Origin of the sequence: Micromonospora sp. NBC_01699 (genome assembly GCF_036250065.1) — a bacterium.
Lineage (GTDB): Bacteria > Actinomycetota > Actinomycetes > Mycobacteriales > Micromonosporaceae > Micromonospora_G.
Genome location: NZ_CP109199.1, coordinates 8,176,386 through 8,200,047 on the forward strand (window position 1 = coordinate 8,176,386; position 23,662 = coordinate 8,200,047).

A 23,662-nucleotide genomic window follows, 5' to 3' on the forward strand; every position below is an offset into this window, starting at 1 on the left:
CCGGTTGGCGGCCTACAGTCCCGTTCATCGTGACCCCGCACCGGGGCGCTGACCAGCCGCACGATCCGGCGGTCCCCGACTGTCGCACGATTCCTGATCTTGAGCCGCAGCATCTCGCCGAGACCGGGCCGCTCGTAGCGGCGTCCGGCCCGCAGCAATGCCGCCACGAGCGTTTCGCCTGGAGTGTTGCGATGGGGTAGGTCACATCCGTTGCCTACCGGTATTCAGCTATACGTGCCCGCGTTTCGATTGACAACGGATCTTTGGCGTACGGCTTCGCCGACAGCATCGCGTCAACCCGTTCAAGCCTTTTGTGAATCCACGAGATCCGCCGATCCTCGGGAAGGTCGAGGATCGGATTCAGGGATTCGACTGCCGATTCCAAATCATTGAGCTGCAATGATGCGGTCGCCGCGTAGATGTGAGCCAACGCCTCGTCGTCCAGGGCCCGATCAGTCGACCCAGCCGCAGCCCACAGGGCGAGCGCCTGCTCGGCGCCCGCCCGAGCGCGCCTGGCGTCCGCCTCGGTATCGAGCCAGATGAGTGCTGAACCCGAGTAGTAGTGCTGCTTGGCCTGGCTGAACGTGAAGAGGCCGGGCAGGTCATCCGGCTCATGGGCACGATCACGGGCGAAAACAGCCGCACCCAGTGCGGCACGGGCCGCCGGGCCGCTGCCCATGTTCGCGTGGCACTGCGCCACCCCGCCCAGTAGCCGGACCCTGGCCGTTCCGCTCGTGGCGTACCGGAGTCCGTCTTCCGCATAGGCGAGCGCACGGGGGAAATCGCTGGAAAAGCGGGCAATCAGTGACTGGGTACCGCGTACCCACGCGCGAAGCGGATCGGAGCCGGCCGACTTGGCGGCGTGCCATGCCGCCTCCGCGTGGGTCATGGCGCTGCGAGCATCGTTCAGGTCGAGGGCAGCGTAGGAGATGACTCCCGAAAGATAACCCGCATAGAGAACGGTGTCGGCGAGTTCACCCGGCCGGTTGAGTCGGCCACCGTGCAACGCCCCGATTGCCTGGCGACGAAGTGCGCCCGCTCGGTCGAGCATGTCGGCCGGTCGCGACGACAGATACGCGATCGCGAGTTGATGCGTTTCTGCGGCCAGCCGACCCACCAGGTCCGATGCCGAAATGCCGCACAACAGGTCGGTCAGTTTGGCGGACTCCCGTGCGGCCAGATCGCCCGCATCCGCGGCGAGGCCAACGAGGTAGCCGTTTGCGGAAAGTGCCTCGTCGAGTACTGCCGCGATATCGGGTGTGGGTGGACGAAGGTCGCGTTCGATCCGGCTCAGGTGTCCAGGATCGACGTGCGTAAAGCGGGCAAGGGTACGCAGCGTCATGCCGGTGTGCTCCGCGCGGAGGCGACGTACTGCTGCCCCGAACGTCTCGCGCATCAGATCCCCCAGGCTGTTGCCAGTGTGTTCAGGCATCACGCGGCACCTTCCGAGCGTATGCCTCGCGACGCCAGAGTGTCATCAGCGGGACCGTTCGGCGTCAGCGGCAAGTGACCGGACGGAACTGCGGGGCCCGCCCTTGGACCGTTCCGCAATGTCAGAGCGAGGATGCGCGATGCGACCGCTTGATTCACCCGACCCGTCGCCGGGCCCTGGCCCGGCGACCAGTTATCCCGACCGATGCGGCGCGTACCGGCCAGCCGACGCCCCACCGGTCCCTAAGCCGCCGCTGGCCCGCAACACGCGGGCCCTGGTCCGGATCCTGTGGAACACCCGCCGCCCGCGCTGGGTGTGGCGGCGGCGATGAACACTCAGCAGCATCCGCTCACCCGAGCCTCCCGGTACCTGTGGCCGGCACTGCTCGGGATCGCCAGGGTCACCGTCGCCCGGCATGAGCAGGGCGAGGAGTGCGGCCTGTGCCCGTGCTACAAGCCCGGCCGGTGCAGTCGGTGGCGGTGGGCCCGGCTGATGGTGGTCGACCCGGAGATGTTGGCCGCCGAGCGGCAGGCGGCTCGGTGATCCCCATCGACGGCGATGATCCGCGTACCCACGAGGGGGAACTGGAAGTCTGGGTGTGGGCGCACCGGTTGCCGTGCGTGTTCTCACGTCCGCACCAGGACTGCTTCGGCAACTACGTGCGTGTCTCCGCGATCGAGCGAGCGGGGGCGGCGTGGTGAGCCGCAACGACGAAGCCACAGACCCGGCCACCCTGTTCGCCGCTGCGGATCGGACCTGGCGGCAGCATCAGCCCGGCGGGAACATGTGGCGGCCGGGCACCTGCTACCAGTGCGAGCCGGACGGGTGCGCCCAGTTGGCGTGGGCGGTCGAGATCCGGTCCAGCCGGGCTGCCGCGTACCCGATGGTGGAGCGTCAGTCGGCCGCCGATCGAATGACGCCGGTGTGACCGAACCGAAGCCGGACCGGTCGGCGTTGACGAAGGTCACCGTCAATCTGATCCCTCGCGCCCAGGACGCCCTCGAAGCGGCCTGCGCCCGGACCAGCGACACCAAGACCGACACGATCAACCGGGCCCTGGTTGCCCACAACCTGGTGCTTGAGCTGGTCGAGCACGGTGGCGGGAGCCTGACGGTGCTATTGCCGGACGGCAGCACCGAACGGGTGCACCTGCTGTGAGAACGTGCAATTCTTCCCTGGCACGCACCGAGGACGAACGGAGCAATCGACAGGTCCGAGGGGCGGTGTCGCCATTCGCTCGCCGGGGCGGGGTTCGGCTTGGAGCGGTGGGCGTGCCGGAACGGTACAATCCGCCGGGACACGCCCGCATCGGATCCCCCTGACGCAGGCGGTTCGAGTACGACCCCTCGTGCCTCTTCCCCCGTACTGATTGCAGGTCTACATGTCGTCCACACCTGACGTCAGCGTGGTCATCCCCACCCTGTCCCGGCCGGACCTGGTGACCCGCGCCGTACGCGGTGCCTTGGCGCAGACCGTCGAGAACATCGAGGTCATCGTCGTGGTCGACGGACCGGACGACGAGACCCGCAGCGTGCTCGCCGCGATCACCGACACCCGTCTGCGGGTGATCGGACTGCCCGAGTCGGGCGGTGCGCCGAACGCCCGCAACACCGGTGTGGCGGCGGCCCGGGCCCCCTGGGTCGCCCTGCTCGACGACGACGACGAATGGCTCGCGCACAAGCTCGAAGTCCAGCTCGACCTGGCCAAGAACGCGCGTGTACCGCTGCCGATCGTGGCGAGCCGCCTGATCAACCGCACGCCGCGCGCCGAGTTTGTCATCCCGCGTCGGCTTCCGTCGGCGGGCGAGCCACTGAGCGAGTACCTCACCGTCCGGCGCGGGCTGTTCCACGGCGACGGCTTCATCCAGACCTCCACCATCATGGCCCCGACCGAACTGCTGCGCCGGGTGCCGTTCGACCCCAGCGTGCCCCGGATGCAGGAACTCGACTGGACCCTGCGGGCGACCAGCCACGACGACGTCGAACTGTTCTTCGCCGACGAGCCCCTGGTCCTCTTCCACCAGGACGAGGACCGGCCCCGGATCACCCTCAGCACGCCCTGGGAGCGGCAACTGGAGTGGCTCCGGCGCAGCCGCCCGCTGTTCACCCCGCGGGCGTACGCGGCCGTCACGATGAGCGTGGTCAGCTCGATGGCGGCGCCGACCCGCAGCACCAGGGTCTTCGGGACGCTGCTGCGCGAGGCCCGTCAGCACGGGCGGCCGAGCACGCTCGACTATCTGACGTTTCTCCAGATCTGGCTGATTCCGCCGCAGCTACGGCACACCGTGCGGGACCGGGTCCTGAAGCGCCGGGGCCACTCGAACGCCGCCGGCCAGCCCACCCCGGCCGACGGCGTCGGCGCGTCCACGACCGGGCGTACCGGCGCGGCGGGTCAGCAGCGGTAGCGGCGGGTTGGCGGCAGCGGCCTCGGGCCGAAGCCACGCCGATCGGCAGCCGCGCCGGGCCCTCATCCCGCTACGAGCCGCCGCTGTCGCGGCGGTGCGTGCGTCGCTCGGGGACCCGCAGCAACGCCTTCGCCCGCCGGCCCGCCAGCCAGGCAACCACCACGGTTGCCTTGGCCAACGAGCGCACGCCCTCCACCTCGACCATTCCCGGCACCAGACCACCCGAGCGCCGGCTGCCGCCGGACGACAGGCGGGCGACGCCGGAGGCCAGCTCCCGAGGCTCGAACCCGGTCAGGTCGACCACACCGACCGCCGTGGCGGACACCTGCCGCTGGCCGTACACCGAGGTGACCGCGTCGACCGGTGACTCGCCCTCGGCGCGGACCCAGTGTGCACGGCCGAGTGCGGCGGTCCGCCAGAGCAGCACGGCCGGACCCGTCTCGGCTGCCACCCCGGTCGGTTCCCCCTCGGTCGGTTCCCCCTCGGCGGGTTCCTCCTCGGCCGGATCGACCCGGACCAGGCCGACCTGATGGCGGTCGGCGAGGTCGATCAGGCTCCGCAGGGTGTCCGGCGCGAGGCCGTACGCGGCCGGCAGTTCGAGCAGGTACGGTGCCGGGAAGGCGGACACCGGCGGCTCGGTGACCAGCCGTACGCGAGGTTCGCCACGGTAGGTGGCGGCGATCAGCCGCAGGTCGAGTCGCGGGTCGGACAGCACCCGTACCCGTGCGTTGTCGAGCTGGTCCCACGGACCCACCAGGCTGACCCGGACGTCGTGCTCGGTGCCACGCAGGACCGAGTCGACCGACGCCCGTACGCGTTCCAGTGGCTCGTCCGCCACCGTCACGACCACCTCGGCCAGCGGCACCGACCAGGACGTTCCGCCGACCCGACGCCAGTTGCGCGGGTACGGGATGCGGTCGGCCAGGAACGGGCGGTTGTACCGGCTGACCTGTTCCCGGGCCTGCATCACGTGCGTCGGCCCGAGATGCCAGCTGCGGGCCTGCGGCTCCGGCACGAAGACGGCACCGGCCTGGGCCAGCCGGTAGCCGAACTCGGTGTCCTCGCCGAGGCGCAGCTCCCGATCGAGGCCACCGGCCGCGTCGTACAGCTCGCGGCGCAGCGCGGCCGTGGCACCAACGTGGATCTTGAAGGCGTGGTGGTCGGCGGTGCGGAGCTGGTTCGTCTGGTTGACGTACCGCTCGACGTAGGAGTGCGGCTCGCCGGCGCTGCCGCCGAACAGCTCGGCGCTCGCCCCCCGGTCCGCCATCTCGGCGACCCGCTCCGGCGACGGCCACGCGCCGTGCACCGCCGTGTCGACGAACCGCTTGTAGCCCAGCGTGACCGCGTACGGCAGCACGTGCTGCCAGCGGGCCTGCGCCGCGACGTGCTCCGGGTAGGCGATCATGTCGGCGTCCAGCCAGTGCAGGATCTCGCCGGAGCTGTGCTCCACCCCCCAGTGCAGCGCGTTCGCCCGCCCCCAACCGAACTTGTCGGCATCGTCGAGACGGACGAGCTTCGTCCGTTCCGGCCGGATCGGCGGCAGGGTCAACGGCGGTTCGGAGCCGTCGTCGACGACGATGACCTCAAGCAGGTCGGCCGGGTAGGTCTGCCGGCTCAGCGACGCCAGCGTCAGGTCGAGCGTGGGCTGACACTGGAACGCGGGAATGACCACGCTCACCGTCATGGTCGGTTGCCAGCCGTCCAGGTCGGGCACGGTCACCGGCGACCAGTCGTTGCGGATGACGCGGGGAGTGCGGCTCACCGGCTGTCGGACTCCTCGTACGGGGGAAGGTTCCCGGGGTGGGAAATTGTCAGGCACGTGACGCCGTCTCGGCTGCCTCGTCGGCTGCCGGTCCGCCGGCTGCCGGTTCGGGGTCGGTGAGGGCGAGGCGCGGCAGGCCGGGCCACCGGTCGACGGCGGCGTCGAGGAAGTACTGGTCGCCGGGGTCCCAGGTGTGACCCGTGGCCCGGCGGTGGTAGATATAGCCGAGCGCGTGGGTCCGGTAGATCATCGCGCCGTCGCGGCGGAGCCGGTCGATCAGGCCGAGGTCGACCGACCTCGGCACCGGTCGCCAACCGCCGACGGACTCCAGGTCGCCCTTGGCAAGCAGCATCGTGCCGCCCGCGACCATCTCACCGTCCGACTCGGGGACGCCCGACGATCGCCGTACGGTGATGCCGAGCGTCTCCAGGTGCACGAACTCGGCCATCTTGCCGACCAGGGTGGCGCCCGAGTAGTGCCGGGCGAGCACCAGGTCCCAGACGTGTTCCAGGGAGTAGGTGTCGTCGTCGTCGAACTTGGTGACGAGGGTGCCGTGGGCCCGGCGGGTGGCGTCGCCCAGCGCCTCGCCGAAACTGGCGGTGGCCGGTACGTGCACGATCTCGAACGGCCGCCCGCTCGCGGTGAGCAGGGCACGCGCCTCGGCGGGCAGCTCGATCCCGTGCAGGCACAGGACGACCTCCAGCTCCGGGTAGGTCTGCCCGACGATCGCCCGGAGCACGTCGGCGAGCATCTCGGGCCGCCGGGTGGCCAGGATCGCGGTGACCGAGGGCGGGCGACCCAGCTCGGGAAAGGTGGCCGTGGCCAGCTCCGGCAGCGCGAAGGCGAGCGCGTGCCCGCGCATGGCGGCCCGCCGCTGCCGTACGCTGCGCGCCTCCAGGGCCAGCGGATCGGTCTCGACCAGGGCAGCGGTCAGGATCGCCCGCAAATCCGGGTCGAGCAGGTTCGCGACCTGCGGCGGCAGTGTCGGTACGGCGACGACGGCGCCGGCCATCGCCACCTGGACGAGCAGGGCGGCGGTGGGCACCGGGGCGTCCCCGCCGACCCGCGGCACGCTCACCACGGCGGTCTGGCGCAACGCGGCCAGGGTCGCCGCGTCCAGGCCGGGCCCGTCGAGCGGCCTCGCGGTCGCCGGATTTCCGCCCCACCCGAACCGGCGCCCGCCCGCGTCGAGGTCCAGTTCGATCCGGGCCGCGTCCGGTGCGTAGGAGCCGGCCCGCCGGCCCCGAGGGTTGATCCGCCGGGCGTCGACCAGGATCACCTGTTCGCCGGCCGGCCCCCGCAGCCCGTGCCGGGTGGCGGTGTAGGCGGCGGCGTACGAGGCCGCGGTGTCCGTGTTGTCCGGGGCGGCGTCGGATGCGCGCAGGACCAGGTCATGCGCGCGGATCTCGGTACGTTCGGGCAGCCGGCCGGTGGCCACCGTCGCCGACGGCTGCGCCGGCAGGTACGCCGGCAGCAGGCCGTGGCCGGTCAGGTCCGCGCTGGCCGGTGCGGGCAGCGGTCGGGTCGGCCCCAGCGCGCGCAGCGCGGCTTCGAGCACCTCACGGAACGGGGCAGGACTACCCAGGTGCACGCTGACCGTGGCGGCCCCGCGTCCGAACCTGGGCAGCGACACCCGGTGCCGCCGCATGTGCGGCAGTGCGCCGACGCCGCCGGACCAGCCCCGCCAAGGGGCCCGCCACAGGGCGACCAGGACGGTGGCCCGGGAGGTCGGTGCGAGCGACGCCGGGTCGGCCAGCAGGTCCCGCAGCCGGTCCATCGAACCGGCGGCGACGAATACCCGGCGCGAGCCGGGCACCCGGAAGACCCGTAGACCGACGGCGCGACTCAGCCGCTCGGGCAGGGTGGGCGAAGGTACGCCGACGAGGCGCCAGTGGCGCCCCCGGCCGGCCGGCTCGGCACTGGCATCGCGCATTACCTCAGCCCGTTTCCCTCCGGCTAGTAGGTCTCTCACTCTACGCACCCACGATGTACGGACGATCCGGACCACCCGGCCGTGGGACCACCACACCGCCATCAACGTCCCGAAAACCGATCGCACCGACTACAGGCGAAGTGCCTCCGGCGCGTGCAGGCGCAGCATGGTCGCACCGACGTCCACCGGGGCCCGGCGCCGGGTCGCCATCGACACCGCGACCATCACCGTGAAGGCCAGCGGAACCGTCCAGGCGGCCGGCTGGGCGATCAACGTCGCCGGCCAGCCGGTCAACTCGGGCCCGACCACGGTGACCAGGACCGCCAGGATCGAGGCACCGCCGCCGGCCAGGATGCCGGCCGCCGCACCCAGGTCGGTCAGCCCACGCCACCAGATGCCGAGCACCAGCAGCGGGCAGAAGCTCGACGCGGCCACCGCGAACGCCAGCCCCACCACCTGCGACACGTCCAGCCCGGAGACGTTCAGCGCCAGCACCAGCGGAACCACCCCGGCGAGCAGGGTGGCGAGCCGGAAGTCGCGTACCGAGCCCCGGCCGAGCACGTCGGTGGAGATGACCCCGGCGACGCTGGTGAGCAGCCCGGACGAGGTGGACAGGAAGGCGGCGAACGCGCCCGCGGCGACCAGCGCGGCGAGCAGTTGCCCGGTCAGGCCGCCGCCGAGCGCCGCACCGGGCAGCATCACCACCACCGCGTCGGTCTGCCCGGTCAGCAGCAGTTGCGGGGTGTAGATCCGGCCGAGGACGCCGTACAGGGTGGGCAGCAGGTAGAACATGCCGACCAGGGCGAGGACCACCAGTGTGGTCCGCCGGGCGGCGGCACCGTCGGGGTTGGTGTAGAACCGCACGAGTACGTGCGGCAGCCCCATCGTGCCCAGGAACGTCGCCAGAATCAGCGAGTACGTCGCGAACAGGTCCCGGTCGTCGCTGCCGGCGGCGCTCGGCAGCAGCCAGTCCGGCCCGTCGGTGACCACGCCCGACAGCGCCGGCACCGGGTCACCGGCGGCGAAGGTCAGCTCGTCGCCGGGGCGTACCGCTCGGGTTCCACCGTCGGGCAGGGTGAGGGTCGCCGGCTGCTCGACCACGACGGTGATCGCGGTCCGGAACGTCGGCCCGTCCGGCGGTGTCACCGCCGGACGCCCGTCCGACTGCCACTGCAAGGCCAGGAAGATCACCGGTACGGCGAGCGCGGTCAGCTTCAGCCAGTACTGGAACGCCTGCACGAAGGTGACCGCGCGCATCCCGCCGAGCGCCACGTTCGTCGTCACCACCGCGCCCACCAGCAGCGCACCCAACTCGTACGGCCCACCGGCGACCGTCGTCAGGGTCAGCCCGGCGCCCTGCAACTGCGGCACCAGGTACAGCCAGCCGATGAAGATGACAAAGAGGGTGGCGAGCTTGCGCAGCCAGCGGGAACCGAGCCGTACCTCGCAGAAGTCCGGCAGGGTGAACGCGCCGGACCGGCGCAGCGGCGCCGCCACGAACAGCAGCAGGGCCAGGTAGCCGGCGGCGAAACCGACCGGGTACCAGAGCACGTCCACGCCGTATTTCAGGATCAGGCCGGCGATGCCGAGGAAGGACGCCGCCGACAGGTACTCGCCGCCGATCGCCGCCGCGTTCCAGTTAGGACTGACCGTACGCGACGCGACCAGGAAGTCCGACGTCGTCCGGGCCAGCTTGAGCCCGTAGAACCCGATCGCGAGAGTGATCAGGGTGACCGCGACGATCGACGGCACCAGGTACGGGTTGTCCACTCAGCGCTCCGGCCGCTGGACCAGGTCGGTGAACTCCTGCTCGTTGCGTTCCGCCAGGTGCACATACGCCCAGCCGACCCCGACCAGGAACGGGAACGCGCAGACGCCCAGCAGCAGCCAGGGCAGGTTGACCCCGAACAGTTTCACCGCTCCGGCCGCCGGGGCGAGCGCGAACATCAGCGGCAGCCCGCCGAGCCCGATCGCGACCACCAGGAACAGCCGTACGGCGAGCGCCAGTTGCGCGCGCACCAGCCCGCGTACGAGTGCCTCGCCGACCCGGGTCTGTTCGGTCAACTCGGCTCGGGTGCGCTCCGTCCCGGGCCCCCGCCGCGCCACCTCGGCCAGCACGACCCGGGCCCGCGGCAAACGGACCGGCGCCGCCGGATCAGCCGACGGATCGATGGAAGCACCCACCCCGGCAGTCTCACCCCCCACCCCCAAAAGTCAAGCCACCCCTCCTCCCTCCTCCCTCCTCCCTCCTCCCTCCTCCCTCCCTCCCCTCCCTCCCCGCGCCCCCTCCGCCGCCCCCCTCTCGTCGATCTAGGGCAAATACGTGTGAGTTGATCTCTACCCACACGTATTTGCCCTAGATCGACGGGGCGAGGGGGGAGGGGGGAGGGGAGGGAGGGCGGGGAGGGTCAGGGGGTGGTGGGGCAGGGGTTTTGTTGGGGGGTGGGGTGGGTTGCGGGGGTGGTGTGGAGGAGGTTTCGGGCGTTGGAGCGGCCGAGGTTCGCGCTGCGCCAGTCGTCGGGGTGGTCGTTCAGGTGTTCGGCGATGTTCCTGAGTACGCAGTCCCGGAGCGGGTCGGGCAGCCGGTCGAGCGCCGGTACCGCGTCGGCGGACAGTCGCGAGAGGTACTCCAGGTCCAAACGTCCGCTGGTGGCGTGCCGGTCGACGTTCCGCTCGGCGATCAGCCGATCGGGGTTCGCCGCCGCGAGGCCGAGCAGTGCCAGTACGGCCGTACCCACGATCAGCCGGGGTAGCCAGGTGGCTCGCAGGCGCAGCCCGGCGACGAGGACGAGCACGAAGATCACGCCGAGCCACAGTTCGCAGGCGGCCACCAGCAGGCGGAGCCGGGTGGCACCGTACGCGTGGGTGTAGACGTTCATCCGGTACAGCGCCGAGGCGACCACGACCAGGCTGAACAGGGCGAGGATGCCGAGCAGTGCCCGGATCAGCCACCGCTTCGCGGGTGTGTCCCGAGGCGCCCAACGGGTCGCCGCGGCGATCACCATCAGGGTGAGCACGGTGACCGCCAGCAGTTGCCAGAAGCCGCCCCGGGCGTGATCGGCGTAGGTCAGTCCGGCGGTGTCCTGCACGTGTGCCGACCCGCCGAACAGGTTGGTGAGCTGTACCAGGACAAACGCCGCGAACAGCAGGTCGAGCAGGGCGACCGGTACCGCCCACTCCGTACCGCGTAGCCGGTGCCGGGCGGGCCGCTCCAACCCGGTCAGGTCCGGCGGTGCGGCCAGCACGTACGCCGCTCCGAGCAGTCCGCCGCCGAACACCAGCGACACAAAGATCCACCTGAGCACGGTCCCGGCCGACAGTTCCGGAAGCAGACCGTCGATCAGGTCCGCGAAGTGCGCGTCCGCCGAGGCGAACAGGGCACCGAAGACGACCAGCAGGGCGACCGAGGCGGCGGCGGTGGCAAAGCCCCGGCTGAGGCTCGAACGCCCCGCCCGGTCGGCCTGACGCAACCCGCGCCGCGCCCAGGGCAGGGCCCGGAGCACCGCGGCGGGTGTGATCCCGATGGAGAAGAACAGACCGGGCAGCGTCCGGCCGTCGGCCACCGCGAGGCACGCGGTCAGTCCGGCGGTGAACAGACAGAGTACGAACAGCCAGCCGGCCGCCCGCACGGTGCCGACCCCGACCAGGGCCACCGTCGCGGCCAGCCAGATCAGCCGTACGGCACCCAGCCGGGTGCGGGCGCCCCGGCTACCCTGCTCCACCGCTGCGGTACGGTCCGGCGCCCCCGTGGTGCCGGACCGTACCGGGTCCGTGTTGGCGGCGCCCGCCTCGCCACCGCGTACGCCGGTCGGGTTCACCCCCGCCGGGTTCACGTTTGTGTTCGACCTGGGCGGGTGCAGGGTTCGCCGACGAGGGCGTCGACCTGAGCATCCGGGGACCCGAGCGGCGGCGACCGACAGGGCCACGGTGCCGGCGACGGCGGCGACGAGCCAGCCGGCGCCGGGCCGGTCCAGCGGAATGCTCACCGCGCCGACCACCGCCGCCGTGGCGGTCGCGGCCAGGACCGCCCGGGGTGCATCGGCAGCCGGCCCCGCCCACCGCCGCTGCCACCTCGACGGCGGCGCGGGTACGAGCGGCGACGGCTGCACCGCCACGGGCGTTCGTTGCGCCGTCACGAGCAGCGGCCGTTGTGCCGTCACCGGCGTTCGTTGTGCCGTCACCGGCGGTCGCCGCGGGATCGGGTGCGGATCCTGTGCCGTCGTCGGACCCGACACCTGCGCGTTCATCGGTGGTTGCCGCTCCGCTGTCCGGTCCACGGACGCTTCCAGGTTGTCCGCCGGTGGCTCGGTGTGATCCGTCGGTGGCTCCACCCGGGTCACCGGCTGTTGTGGCAGCGGCTCGGGTGCAGGGTCGGGGATTGGACGCGTGGTCATGCTTCCTCCGAGGGGCGCACGGATCCGACCGGCCGGTTCGGCCCGCCGGGTGGTCCGGGGCGGGGGACGGCCAGTGGTGGTGTGAGACGGGGGACGGCCAGTGGTGGTGTGGGACGGGGGACGGCCAGTGGTGGTGTGGGACGACGGGTTCAGGAGACCGCGGTGACCGCCACTGTGGAGGGACCGAGGGGCAGGCTCACCCGGATCCGGCAACCGGAGTTCCGGCGGTTGCCGGCACCCGGCGCGGGTTCCGCCACCGCGATGGTGCCGCCGTGCAGCTCGACCACCCAGCGGGCGATCGCCAGACCGAGTCCGGTGCCGCCGTCGCCGGCCCGCTCGCCCCTGGTGAACCGTTCGAAGACCCGGGAACGTTCGCCCACCGGGATCCCCTCGCCCTCGTCGGACACCTCGACGTTGAGCCGGTCGGCCCGCTGCTCCGCGGTCACGAGTACGTTGCCGCCGGCCGGGCTGTGCCGGGCCGCGTTGTCGAGCAGGTTGGCGAAGACCTGGTGCAGCCGCCACGGGTCGGCCCTGATGCTCAGCGGTGCGGCCGGTTGGCGTACCCGGAACTCGACCATCCGCCCGGCGCCGCTCGCGCTGACCGCGGCCTGCCGGACCGCTTCGTCCAGGAAGTCCGCGACGTCGAGGTTGACCCGGCGCAGCGGCACCACGCCGGCATCCAACCGGGACAGGTCGAGCAGGTCGGCGACCAGGTGACCGAGCCGTTCGGTCTGCGCGAGGGCGGTCCGCAGGGTGGCCGGCTCCGGCTCGGCGACCCCGTCCACGATGTTCTCCAGCACCCCCTGCAACGCGGTGATCGGCGTACGCAGCTCGTGCGACACGTTGGCGATCAGCTCCCGCCGTCGCCGGTCGGCCTCGGCCAGTTCCGCCGACATCTGGTTGAACGCGACCGCCAGCTCCCCGACCTCGTCCCGTGAGGTGGCCCGGACCCGGCGGGTGTAGTCGCCCCGGGCCATCGCCCGGGCCGCGGCGGTCATCTCCCGCAGCGGCGAGGTCATTCCGTGGGCGAGGACCTGCGAGGTGGTCAGGGCGACGATGATGGCGGTCGCCGAGGTCCACGGCGGGATCCAGCCGATGCCGATCCAGAAGACGGCCAGCCCGGCGGCGCCCGACGACACCAGCAGGATGCCGAGCTTCACCTTGATCGAGCGGACCGGGTCCAGCGGGCGGGGCAGCAGGTCGAGTCCCCGGTTGACCCAGGCCCAGATCGCGTCCGTCACGGCTGTACCTCCAGTGCGTAGCCGACGCCGTGCACGGTCCGGATCAGATCCGCGCCGAGCTTACGACGCAACGCCTTGATGTGGCTGTCCACGGTCCGGGTGCCGGACGCGTCGGCCCACCCCCAGACGTCGGAGAGCAACCGTTCCCGGGGCAGTACGGCCCTCGGTCGGCCCGCGAGGTGGACCAGCAGGTCGAATTCGGTAGGCGTCAGATGTGCCTCGACCCCGGACCGCCGGACCCGCCGCTCGGCCTGGTTGATCTCCAGATCGCCGAGCCGGAGGATCTGCTGGGCGTTGCTCGCCGCCCGGTCGACCCGGCGCAGCAGCGCGTGCACCCGCGCCGCCAACTCGCGCAGCGAGAACGGTTTGGTCAGGTAGTCGTCCGCGCCGACCGCGAGCCCGACCAGCAGGTCGGTCTCGTCGTCACGGGCGGTCAACATCAGCACCGGTACGGGTCGGTCGGCCTGGATCCGTCGGCACACCTCCAGCCCGTCGAAGCCCGGCAGCATCACGTCCAGCACCACCAGGTCCGGCGGGCGCAGCCGAACCGACTCGACGGCGGTCGGGCCGTCACCGGCGATCTCGACGGCGAGGCCCTCGGCCCGTAGCCGTGCCGCGACCGCCTCCGCGATGGTCTGCTCGTCCTCGACGACCAGGACCCGACGCTCGTTCATGTCCTGGACTGTAGGCATGCGGGATGGAGAGGGACGGGGCAGGTTGTGAATAACCTGTGGAGAACGAGCGGCGCCTGTGGATAACTCACGACTCCGCCGGTCGCGGCGAGGTTACCGGTTCCAGTCCTGCTTCGCCGCGCGAACCAGCTTGTCCTTCAACTCGCGGGTGTGTCGACGGCTGACCGGCAGCTCGGTGCCGTCGACCACCACCACGTACCCGGAGTTGGCCAGCCGGAGTTCGGCGATCAGCCGGAGCTGCACCAGGTACGAGCGGTGGATCCGGACGAAACCGGCGTCCGCCCAGCGTTCGGCCAGGGTCGCCAGCGGCACCCGGACCAGGTGCGACGCGTCGGCCGTGTACAGCCGCGCGTAGTCGCCCTGCGCCTCCACCCAACGTACCGCCGAACGGGGCAGCATCCGGGTCGTCCCGGCCAGCTCCACCGGGATCGTCGGATCCTCCTCGGCACGGGCCAGGGCCGCCGGATGGGTCGGCACCACCCGGGCGCCGATCACCCGGCGCAGCGACTCGGCCAGCCGCTCGGCGCGTACGGGCTTGCGGACGTAGTCGGTCACGCCCAGGTCGAACGCGTCGACCGCACCGTCGTCGTACGCGGTGACGAAGACGATCGCCGGTGGCCGGGCGAACCGCCGCAGCACCCGGGCCAGTTCCATGCCGTCCAGTCCGGGCATCCGGATGTCGAGGAAGACCACGTCCACGTCGGCGTCCCGGAGCACCCGCAGCGCCTCGGTGGCGTCGCACGCGGTGTGCAGCCGGGCCACCCGGGGGTCGGCCCGCAGATGGTACGCGAGCTCGTCCAGCGCAGGTGGCTCGTCGTCCACCGCCAGCACCCGTAGGAAACCGTTCACACCCGCACCTCGCTCCGCTCGGTCACGTACGCGCCCGGACATGCCGGTGGAACTTCGGCACTCGCATGCTCACCTTCGTACCCGATCCCAGCCCGGTCTCCACGACCAGGCCGAACGCGTCCCCGAACGCCGACCGGAGTCGTTCGTCCACATTGGAAAGTCCGACGTGCTGCCCGGCGTCGTCGGCGCTGTCCCGAGCTGCCTCGGCGATGCCCGCGGCCAGCACCGCCGGATCCATCCCCACCCCGTCGTCCTCCACCGTGATGTGGCACTCCGCGCCGGCGTCACGCGCCTCGATGCTCACCATCCCCAACCCCGGCTTGCGGGACAGACCATGCCGTACGGCGTTCTCGACCAGCGGTTGCAGGCAGAGGAACGGCACGGTCACCGGCAGCACCTCGGGGGCGATCTCCAGCCGGACCTGGAGCCGGTCACCGAACCGGGCCCGCTCGATCGTGAGGTAGCGGTCGATCGAACGCAACTCCTCGGCCAGCGTGGTGAACTCACCGTGCGCCCGAAACGAGTACCGGGTGAACTCGGCGAACTCCAGGATCAGCTCCCGGGCCCGCTCCGGGTCCGTACGCACGAACGAGCCGATCGCGGTCAGCGCGTTGTAGATGAAGTGCGGGCTGATCTGTGCCCGCAGTGCCCGTACCTCGGCCCGTGCCAGCCGCTCCCGGGACGAGTCGAGTTCGGCGAGCGCGAGCTGCGCACTGGCCCAGTGTGCGGTCTCCAGCGTCGCCTGGACCAGGCCCGGTGCCGGCTGGTCGTCCGCGATCGCCACCAGCACCCCGACGGCGTGCCCGTCCGACCCGGTCAGCGGTGCGATCACCGCCCCCCGTACGGGACAGTCGACCCGGTCGCAACGCAACTCCGGCTCGCCGAGCACCGTCGACCGGTTCACCCCGATCGCCCGCTCCGCCGCCGCCACGAACTGGGCCCCGTGATGCCCGCCCCGGCCGTCGATCGCCAACACCTCGGTGTCGTCCACCAGCGCCAACCCGGCCGCCCCCACCAGCGCCCGCAGGTGCCGTACCGCCTTGGCCGCACTAGCCGGACTCAACCCGGCCCGCAACGGCTCCGCCGCCAACCCAGCCGTATGCAACACGTCGTACGTAGCCAGTTGACTAGCGGTGGCGATCCCCCGACGGGCCCGCAGCCGTACCACCGCAAACAGGGCGGCCCCGAGCGCGCTCACCAACACCACCACAGCAAGCGCAGCAGAAAGATTCGCCCCCACCCGCACAACCTACTGCCGCCCCCCACACCCCACCCACCCCCGCGCCCCCACCCCACCCGCCCACAGATGTAGAGAAAAGAGTGCCTACCCAAGCCCGGATAAGCACTCTTTCTCTACATCTGCCGCCCCCACCACCCCAGCCCCGCCCCACCGCAAGCAAGGTCGCGAGTCGACCGAGCGCCGCCGCGGTGTCTTCGTCCGAGGACGACGAGGCGAAGCCTTCGTCGCCCGCAGGACGAAGTCACCGCACTGGGCGGAGCGAGCCAGCCGAGGCGAAGCCGAGGCCAGCCAGCAAAGCGCGAGCCGCGACGGCGGAGCCGTCGCCAGCTAGTAAGCCCCCTTGCGGGCGAGGACGACGCCGATGGTGCGCCAGAGGATGCTGAGGTCGTAGGCGAGGGACCAGTTGTCGACGTAGTAGAGGTCCAGGCGAACCGCTTCGTCCCAGGAGAGGTCGGATCGTCCGGAGACCTGCCAGAGGCCGGTCATGCCGGGGCGGACGAGCAGTCTGCGCCGTACATCGCCGAGGAAGTCGCCGTCGTCCGCCGGGAGCGGACGCGGCCCGACCAGGGACATTTCGCCCTTGAGTACGTTGATCAACTGGGGTAGTTCGTCCATGGAGCTGGCGCGCAGGAACCGGCCGACCGGGAAGACCCGAGGATCTTCCTTGATCTTGAAGAGCATGCCGTCGGTTTCGTTCCGGTCGACCAGGCTGGCGAGGCGGTCCTCGGCGTCGACGTACATGGTGCGGAACTTCCAGACCCGGAAGGTGCGGCCCTCGTGGCCCACCCTGGGCTGGCGGAAGAAGACCGGGCCGGGGTCGGAGATCCGGATCGCGAGCGCCACGGCGATGAAGACCGGGGCGAGCAGCAGCAGGCCGAGCCCGGCCGCGACCCGGTCGAGCAGGTTCTTCGCCAGGAGTGCCGGACCGGACAGGGTCGGCTCTTCGACGTGCAGCAGCGGCAGGCCCTCGACCGGCCGAATGTGCACCCGGGGGCCGGCGATGTCGGTCAACTGCGGGGCCACCACCAGGTCGATGCCGGAACCCTCAAGCTGCCAGGCGAGCCGGCGCAGCTCGCCCGGCTCCCAACTGGCCGAGCCGCAGACCGCGATGGTGTCGCCGGCCACCTCCCGGACCAGCGCCAGTACGTCCCGTCCGGCGTAGATCGGCACCGGAGTCTCGATGCCCCGGGCGGCGGCGTACCCGTCGGTGAGGTGGATGGCGACCGGGATCAGCCCGGCGGCCGGGCTGCGGGTGACCGCGGTGTAGACCTCCAGCGCCTCCGGCAGGGTGCCGACCAGCACCATCCGGTGGGCGGCGTGGCCACTGCGTCGGCGCATCGTGTGCAACACGGAACGGGCGAGCAGTCGGAAGATCAGGATGAACACCAGTGCGCCGACCAACGCGGTCGCGACGGAGAGCCGGGACAGTTGGGTCACGGTGGCGAAGGCCAGGAACGACACGCTCGCCGCGACCACCACCCCGGCGCGTACGACGCGTTTGAACTCTTCGGTGCCGATGCCCAGGTAGCGCCGGTCATAGGCGCGGTTGCCCCAGAGCACCAGCAGCCAGCCGAGCGGCAGCAGCAGGTAGGACACGGTGTGGAACCAGGTGGCGTCCACGTCGGCGGCGTTGAAGCCTGCGGTGGCCTTCTCGAACCTGCTGATCGAGACCCAACTGGCCAGGGCGGCGGCGGCAAAATCCAGCAACAGCAGGATCAGGATGTACGGCCGGTGCCACCGCGACACCCGCCGGCTCACCTTCGCCCAGGCCGAGCGGGGTACGCCATTCGGAGGTGGAGTGCTGGGCAGCTGGATTTCGAAGCTGTCGACGTGTCGTACCGGGCTGGTTCGGCCAGTGCCGGTTACCGGGCGTTGGAGGCTTGTCGTCACCTCACCTACGTCCTCCCGTGTGACACGTGCCGCCCATTCGCCATAAGGGCTCGGGTCGCCCACCGTCTCAGTCTCCCACGCAGGCCCCGGTAGGGGCATGAACCGGAGGGACATTACGCCTCACCGGCTTGCGGTGAGAACGACCCGGCCCTGTGCGATAAGAGCCTCGGACCGGGTCACTATACCGATGGATGACGCCCCCGCCAGATCTGTCGGATGGAGATTTCATCGCCACCTGGGCGATTTCTACCCTCAGCCAATTGTTGGTCACCTAACGCACAAGTCGGGATAGTCGGCGGTCGGCAAGGGGCTTGCCCCCGGTCTGGCAGGTCGGGCAGTACTGAAGGCTCGAATCAGCGAACGAAACCTCACGCACAGTATCGCCGCAGACCGGGCAGGGAAGTCCCGTACGGCCGTGCACTTTCAGCCCGGACCGCTTCTCGCCCTTGAGTTCGGCGGCGCGCTGTCCCACCGACCGGGCCACCGCGTCACCCAGCACCTGCCGGGTCGCGGCGTGCAGGGCGGCGAGTTGGCCGTCGGCGAGGCGGTCCGTGATCGCGAACGGGGAGAGCCGGGCCGTGTGCAGGATCTCGTCCGAGTAGGCGTTGCCCACCCCGGACAGGATCTCCTGGTCGGTGAGGATCCCCTTGACCTGTCCCCGGCGGGAGCGCAGCCGCTCGCTGAACAGCGGCAGGTCGGCGGCGAGCGCGTCCGGGCCGAGTCGGGCCACGCCGGGCACCTGGGTCGGATCGGTGACCAGGTACGCGGCGAGCTTCTTCTGCGTACCGGCCTCGGTCAGGTCGAAGCCGGAGCTGTCGTCGAGGCGTACCCGGACGGCGATCGGGCCCTTGCCGGGCTTGAGCGGGGTGGTCGAGACGAACGCCTCCCGGTAGTGCAACCACCCGGCTCGGGCCAGGTGGACCACCAGGTGCAGGCCGCCGTCGAACTGGACGTCGAGGAACTTGCCGTACCGGCTGGCACCGGACACCGCGCGGCCGACCGCCGCGGTCGGCGCCGGATCGTACGTCTTCAGGGCGCTGATGGCGGCGACCTCAAGCCGCTCCACCCGGCGGCCCACCGCGCGCTCGCGCAGGTAGGCACCGAGCGCCTCTACCTCAGGCAGTTCGGGCACGTCACTAACGGTAGCCTCTAGTCGCGTGAAGGTGGTCGTGGCGCACAACCGGTATCGCGAGGCTCAACCCTCGGGTGAGAACACCATGGTCGATCTGGAGATCGCCCAGCTCACGGCGGCGGGGGTCGAGGTCCTGCCGTTCCTGCGCAGCTCGGATGAGATACCGGCGATGCCGAAGAGCGCGAAGGCGTTGCTGCCGATCTCGCCCATCTACGCGCCCCAGGCGCAGCGGGACCTGAGCCGGCTGATCGAGACACACCGGCCGGACGTACTGCACCTGCACAATCCGTACCCGTTGCTGTCACCCTGGGTAGTGCGGACCGCGCACCAGCACGGCGTACCGGTGGTGCAGACGGTGCACAACTACCGCCAGGTCTGCTCCTCCGGCCTCTACTTCCGGGACGGGCACATCTGCCACGACTGCCGGGGACGGGCGCTCGGCGTGCCGGCGATCGTGCACCGCTGCTACCGGGGCTCCCGGGTGCAGAGCGCGCTGATGGCGACGACACTCGCCGTACACCGTCCGACCTGGCGTTCGGTCGACCGCTTCATCGCGCTCACCTCGGCCGTCGCCGACCACCTCCGGGAGTACGGCATCCCGGCCGACCGGATAGTGATCAAGCCGAACGCCATCCCCGATCCGGGCGAGCCGGCTCCGCTCGGCGACGGCTTCCTCTTCTACGGCCGGCTCTCCCCGGAGAAGGGCCTCGCCCTCCTGCTCGACGCCTGGCGGCGGCACCCCGAGGGGTCACTTGGGCCGCTGCGCATCGCCGGTGACGGTGAACTGCGCCCGCTCGCCGAGGCGGCTGCCGCCGAACGTACGGACATCGAGTACCTGGGTCCGCTGGACCGGGCCGGGGTATGGGCGGCGGTCCGTTCCACCGCCGTGGTGGTGGCGGTCCCCACCTGGCACGACGTACTTCCGACAGTGGTGATCGAGGCGCTCGCCGCCGGCCGCCCGGTGCTCGGTACGGCGCTCGGCGGGGTGCCGTACCTGATCGGCATGGACCACCCGCCCACCGCCGCCGGCTGGGTAGTGCCGGCGGACCCGGCCGCCCTGGCCGCCGCCCTGCCCACCGCCCGAGCCGCCGCCCCCACCCTGGCCCCCCTGGCCCGCACCCGCTACACCCAAACCTTCCACCCCCAGGTAGTAACCACCCAACTCCTAACCACCTACACCTCCCTAACCCGGAAGTAGACCTACCCCCCCGCCCCGCCCCGCCCCCGCCCCGCCCCGCCCCCGCCCCGCCCCGCCCCCGCCCCCCGCCCCCGCCGTCGATCTAGGGCAAATACGTGTGATCAGAGATCAAGTAACACGTATTTGCCCTAGATCGACGAGGAGAGGCGCGCGGGCGCGGCGCGGCGCGGAGGAGGAGGGGGAGGAGGAGGAGGAGGGGAGGGAGGGGCTAGTGGGGGGAGGGGCGGGTGGAGGCGGCGATGCTGGCTAGGAGGAAGGTGCTGTTTAGGGTGGTGAGGGCGGTTATGGTCCAGATTGTTGCGGCGGGGGCCAGGAGCAGGACCAGGGCGGCGACGAAGATCAGTGCGCCGTAGTCGCGGACGAGCTTCACCAGCCGGACCGGCAGGGCGGTGGAGGTGATCAGGCTGGCGCGACTCGGGCCGGACTGCATGACCGAGGTGACCAGGTTCACCATCCAGCTGCCGGCGAAGGCCGCGACCAGCCAGACCGGCGTCGAGGGGCGCTGGGCCACCGCGGTCGCGCCGAGCGCCGTCACCACGCCGATCTGGGCGGCCACGTCACAGAGCACGTCCAGCCGGGCGCCGGCCGGGCTGTCCCGACCGGTCACCCGGGCCAGTTGCCCGTCGGCGCAGTCCAGGGCGTACGCCGTCTGCCAGCCGATCAGCGCGACCAGACCGGCGGCCCAGGCCGGTACGGTGCCGTCGGCGACCGGCGCGGCCAGTGCCGCCGTGGTGACCGAGGCGGACAGGCCCAGCACCAGGTTGCCGATGGTCACCGTGCTGGGGCTCAACCCGAACCGGTACGCGAGCCACGCGAGGCCGGCGCCGAGCCGCTGACTGAGTGCCTCGCTGAACAGCCCGCCGCCCCGGTTCGCCCGGTAGAAGTCGGCGGCGGACGGCCGGTACGGCTCAGCGGAGGTGGTCGTGGAGCGCATCGGCATAGTCCGCGAGCCGGCCGCGGATCCCGTCCGGCGCCAGGTCCAGGTGCTCGATGATCGTGTAGCGGTCCGGCCGGGTACGCGGCGCGAGAGTCACCACCTCGACGAACTCGTCGTCGGTCAGTCCGATCCCGGCCGGCAGCATCGGCAGGCCGTGCCGGTGCAGGCAGCTTGCCATCTGCCGGAAGCGGTCGAGGTCGCCCCGGAGGAAGGTGCAGAAGAGGCCGCCGAGACCGACCTGCTCGCCATGCGAGCCGGTGCCGAGCCGGAGCAGGTGCATCGCGTGCATGATCTCGTGGCAGCCGCCGCTGCACGGGCGGCTGGTGCCGGTGATCGCCATCGCCAGGCCGCTGGAGATCAGTGACTCGGCGAGGATGGTCACGAAGCCGTCGTCGCTCATGTCGCCGGGATGGTTGATGATCGCCTCGGCGCCGCTGCGGGCGAGCGTGGCGCCGAGGCCGTCCACCTGCTCGCCGCGTACCTCGCGGGCCAGTTCCCAGTCGGCCAGGGCGCTGAGGTTGCTGAGTACCTCGCCGATCCCGGCCCGGTTGCGCAGGTCCGAACCGGTTTCGACGAAGTCGAGGTCGACCATGACCGCGATCGGGATGTGCACGCCGTAGGAGGGGCGCCCGCCGTTGTGGTCCAGGGTGGCGATCGGCGAGGCGATGCCGTCGTTGGCCAGGCTGGTCGCCACCGAGACCATCGGCATGCCGTACCGGGTGGCGGCGTATTTTGCGGTGTCGATGGTCTTGCCGCCGCCGATGCCGACAACCGCGTCGTACGCCCCGGCGGGCAGCTTGTCGCCCAGTTCGAGGGCGGCGTCCAGGGTGCCGCCGTAGACGGTGAACACGTCGGCGGCGCCGAGCGTCGGGCGGATCAGCTCGACGATCCGTTCGCCCTGCCCCGGGCCGACCACCACCGCGACGTCGCCACCGGCGGATATCCGCTGGTCGGCCAGGAGTGGGCCGAGGTCGGCGATCGCACCCCGGCGCACCTCGATGACCAGTGGCGTGTTGACCGTACGGGCTAGAAGCGGCATCGATCCCCCTCATCAAACGCTGACGGTCGTCCTACGGCCCCACTGCCGGGTCGTTCTACGGTCCCCACTGCCAGCCGGTGAGCTCACGGGCCCGGACCAGGTCGGCGAGGTTGTCGACCTCGACCCACTCGACGTCACCGATCGGTGCGCCGCGTACCTCGCCGCCCCGGGTCGCGTACTCCTGGTAGCCGTCCTCGTAGTAGAGGTTCGGGTCCCGGCGCCAGGTGGCCTCCAGCGCTTCGGCGAGCGCGGGCGCGGCGTACGGCTCGATCAGCGTGGCCCCGATGTACTCCCCGTGCGCGTCGCCCGGGTCCATCCGCTTGGTGATTTTCTTGAGCCGGCCGTCGGCGTCGAAGACGGTCTTCATCTCCTCGTCGGCGAGCTTCTTGACGTCGTCCACGGCGATCAGGATGCTCGGGCCACGACCGGCGAGCAGGGTACGTTCCACGCTCACCGGGTGCACGGTGTCGCCGTTGACCAGCAGCGCGCCCCGACCGAAGTGTTCCCGGGCCAGCCACAGCGAGTACGCGTTGTTCCACTGCTCGGCCTTGGCGTTGTGCACCAGGGTGAGTCGTACCCCGTGTCGCCGTTCCAGCGCGGCCTGCCGGTCGTGTACCTCCGGGGCGGCGTAGCCGACCACGATGGTGGCCTCGGTCAGCCCGACCTCGGCGAAGTTGTGCAGCGCGATGTCGAGGATGGTGGTTCCACCGTCGACCGGAATGAGCGCTTTGGGCAGGGTGTCCGTGTACGGGCGCAGCCGCCGTCCCGCCCCTGCGGCGAGCACCAGTCCGATCATCGTGGGGCCTCCTTGAGTCAACGACTACCGCACGGAGACAGCCCCTCGGGACAGAACAGCGGTTTCCAGTCGGACCAGGTGCCCCGCCGGGCTCGGCTCGTGCTCGACCGGCCGGCGCCGGCCGCGCACGAGCCGACGTCGGCTCAGAGGCCGATCACGTGCAGTGCGGCGAAGCCGTCCTCGGCGATCCGGCGGATCAGCCCGTCGTTGACGTCCCGGTGTTCGTCGAGCACCGCGATCTCGTGCTCGGCCAGCCAGCGGAACTCGGTGTGCTTGTCCCGCTCCAGCCGGGGCCGGGCGAGATCACCGTCGACCCGGACCAGGAAGTCGCTCTCCACCCGGGCGAGGCCGTCGTTGCCGGTCCAGGCGTACTCGCCGACCGGGCCCAGCACGACCGAGACGGTCCAGCCGGTCTCCTCGGTCACCTCCCGGTACAGCGCGTCCTCGACCTCCTCACCGGGTTCGAGGTGGCCGCCGACGATGTCCCAGGTGTCGGGGAAGAGCTTTCGCTGCGGGGACCGGCGCTGGAAGAAGATCCGACCGTCGTCGTCGACGATCAGCGCTCCAGCGCACCGGAGGGGGTCGGTGGGCACGGGTCGAGATTAGTCACCCGCTGTCCGCCGTGAACAGGGTCTTTTCCATCGGTACGCGGTGCACGCGGTCGGTTGCGCGTCGCCGCGGGGCGTACGCGGGGCTGGGACGTTGTCCGGGCGCGGGTGGGAC

The 23,662-nt window shown here is 71.2% G+C and carries 21 protein-coding genes; 5 read left to right on the forward strand and 16 right to left on the reverse strand.

The features are described 5' to 3' along the window. Positions 1-214 precede the first annotated feature (214 nt). Positions 215-1,432 (reverse strand): helix-turn-helix domain-containing protein, encoded by a 1,218-nt coding sequence (locus OG792_RS34060; RefSeq protein WP_329105946.1) that lies wholly within the window; start codon positions 1,430-1,432, stop codon positions 215-217. A gap of 327 nt (positions 1,433-1,759) precedes the next feature. On the opposite strand from OG792_RS34060, the gene OG792_RS34065 reads away from it, so the two are divergent. The 4 genes from OG792_RS34065 (at position 1,760) to OG792_RS34080 (ending at position 3,836) form a co-directional block, all read left to right on the forward strand. Continuing rightward, on the forward strand, positions 1,760-1,975 hold the full coding sequence (locus OG792_RS34065; RefSeq protein ID WP_329105948.1) for a hypothetical protein: 216 nt from the start codon (positions 1,760-1,762) through the stop codon (positions 1,973-1,975). A gap of 154 nt (positions 1,976-2,129) precedes the next feature. Then, positions 2,130-2,360, forward strand: a complete 231-nt coding sequence (locus OG792_RS34070) for a hypothetical protein (protein WP_329105950.1) — start codon at positions 2,130-2,132, stop codon at positions 2,358-2,360. Further along, positions 2,357-2,590 carry a hypothetical protein gene (locus tag OG792_RS34075; protein ID WP_329105951.1) on the forward strand — a complete coding sequence of 78 codons (234 nt, stop codon included), beginning with the start codon at positions 2,357-2,359 and terminating at the stop codon, positions 2,588-2,590. Before OG792_RS34070 ends, OG792_RS34075 begins: the two co-directional genes overlap by 4 nt. Positions 2,591-2,813: 223 nt before the next feature. Further along, positions 2,814-3,836: a glycosyltransferase family 2 protein gene (locus tag OG792_RS34080; protein WP_329105953.1), complete on the forward strand. Its 1,023-nt coding sequence runs from the start codon at positions 2,814-2,816 to the stop codon at positions 3,834-3,836. 70 nt (positions 3,837-3,906) lie between these two features. On the opposite strand, the gene OG792_RS34085 is transcribed toward OG792_RS34080, so the two are convergent. The 11 genes from OG792_RS34085 to OG792_RS34135 form a co-directional block, all read right to left on the reverse strand. Further along, the gene (locus OG792_RS34085; RefSeq protein ID WP_329105955.1) at positions 3,907-5,598 is read right to left on the reverse strand and encodes a glycosyltransferase; all 1,692 of its coding nucleotides are present in this window, start codon (positions 5,596-5,598) and stop codon (positions 3,907-3,909) included. Between the two features lie 49 nt (positions 5,599-5,647). Continuing rightward, positions 5,648-7,531 carry a glycosyltransferase family 2 protein gene (locus OG792_RS34090; protein ID WP_329105956.1) on the reverse strand — a complete coding sequence of 628 codons (1,884 nt, stop codon included), beginning with the start codon at positions 7,529-7,531 and terminating at the stop codon, positions 5,648-5,650. A 129-nt stretch (positions 7,532-7,660) separates the two neighbouring features. Then, positions 7,661-9,301, reverse strand: coding sequence for a sodium/solute symporter (locus OG792_RS34095; RefSeq protein ID WP_329105957.1), 1,641 nt, complete (start codon positions 9,299-9,301; stop codon positions 7,661-7,663). Next, the gene (locus OG792_RS34100) at positions 9,302-9,715 is read right to left on the reverse strand and encodes a hypothetical protein (protein ID WP_329105959.1); all 414 of its coding nucleotides are present in this window, start codon (positions 9,713-9,715) and stop codon (positions 9,302-9,304) included. A gap of 224 nt (positions 9,716-9,939) precedes the next feature. Next, positions 9,940-11,925: a DUF4153 domain-containing protein gene (locus tag OG792_RS34105; protein ID WP_329105960.1), complete on the reverse strand. Its 1,986-nt coding sequence runs from the start codon at positions 11,923-11,925 to the stop codon at positions 9,940-9,942. A gap of 149 nt (positions 11,926-12,074) precedes the next feature. Continuing rightward, positions 12,075-13,166: a sensor histidine kinase gene (locus OG792_RS34110; protein ID WP_329105962.1), complete on the reverse strand. Its 1,092-nt coding sequence runs from the start codon at positions 13,164-13,166 to the stop codon at positions 12,075-12,077. Further along, the gene (locus tag OG792_RS34115; protein ID WP_329105964.1) at positions 13,163-13,840 is read right to left on the reverse strand and encodes a response regulator transcription factor; all 678 of its coding nucleotides are present in this window, start codon (positions 13,838-13,840) and stop codon (positions 13,163-13,165) included. Before OG792_RS34115 ends, OG792_RS34110 begins: the two co-directional genes overlap by 4 nt. A gap of 111 nt (positions 13,841-13,951) precedes the next feature. Next, positions 13,952-14,707: a LytR/AlgR family response regulator transcription factor gene (locus tag OG792_RS34120; RefSeq protein WP_329105966.1), complete on the reverse strand. Its 756-nt coding sequence runs from the start codon at positions 14,705-14,707 to the stop codon at positions 13,952-13,954. 22 nt (positions 14,708-14,729) lie between these two features. Further along, positions 14,730-15,947, reverse strand: a complete 1,218-nt coding sequence (locus OG792_RS34125) for a sensor histidine kinase (RefSeq protein WP_329105968.1) — start codon at positions 15,945-15,947, stop codon at positions 14,730-14,732. A 327-nt stretch (positions 15,948-16,274) separates the two neighbouring features. Then, positions 16,275-17,837: a sugar transferase gene (locus OG792_RS34130; protein WP_329105970.1), complete on the reverse strand. Its 1,563-nt coding sequence runs from the start codon at positions 17,835-17,837 to the stop codon at positions 16,275-16,277. Between the two features lie 271 nt (positions 17,838-18,108). Then, complete coding sequence (locus OG792_RS34135; protein WP_329105971.1) at positions 18,109-18,969, reverse strand: Fpg/Nei family DNA glycosylase; 861 nt, start codon at positions 18,967-18,969, stop codon at positions 18,109-18,111. Between the two features lie 25 nt (positions 18,970-18,994). Here OG792_RS34135 and OG792_RS34140 point away from each other — a divergent pair, with 25 nt between their 5' ends. Continuing rightward, positions 18,995-20,167, forward strand: coding sequence for a glycosyltransferase family 4 protein (locus tag OG792_RS34140; RefSeq protein WP_329105972.1), 1,173 nt, complete (start codon positions 18,995-18,997; stop codon positions 20,165-20,167). 208 nt (positions 20,168-20,375) lie between these two features. Here the strand turns inward: OG792_RS34140 and OG792_RS34145 are convergent, their stop codons facing one another. The 4 genes from OG792_RS34145 to OG792_RS34160 form a co-directional block, all read right to left on the reverse strand. After that, entirely contained in the window at positions 20,376-21,101 is a 726-nt protein-coding gene (locus OG792_RS34145; RefSeq protein ID WP_329105974.1) for a CDP-alcohol phosphatidyltransferase family protein, read from the reverse strand. Then, a complete protein-coding gene (locus OG792_RS34150; RefSeq protein WP_329105976.1) occupies positions 21,076-22,143 on the reverse strand; it encodes an iron-containing alcohol dehydrogenase family protein in 1,068 nt (355 codons plus the stop codon). The genes OG792_RS34145 and OG792_RS34150 overlap by 26 nt, the downstream gene beginning before the upstream one ends. A 55-nt stretch (positions 22,144-22,198) precedes the next feature. Then, a complete protein-coding gene (locus OG792_RS34155; RefSeq protein WP_329105977.1) occupies positions 22,199-22,939 on the reverse strand; it encodes a phosphocholine cytidylyltransferase family protein in 741 nt (246 codons plus the stop codon). Between the two features lie 143 nt (positions 22,940-23,082). Beyond that, positions 23,083-23,532: an NUDIX hydrolase gene (locus OG792_RS34160; protein WP_329105979.1), complete on the reverse strand. Its 450-nt coding sequence runs from the start codon at positions 23,530-23,532 to the stop codon at positions 23,083-23,085. Positions 23,533-23,662 lie beyond the last annotated feature (130 nt).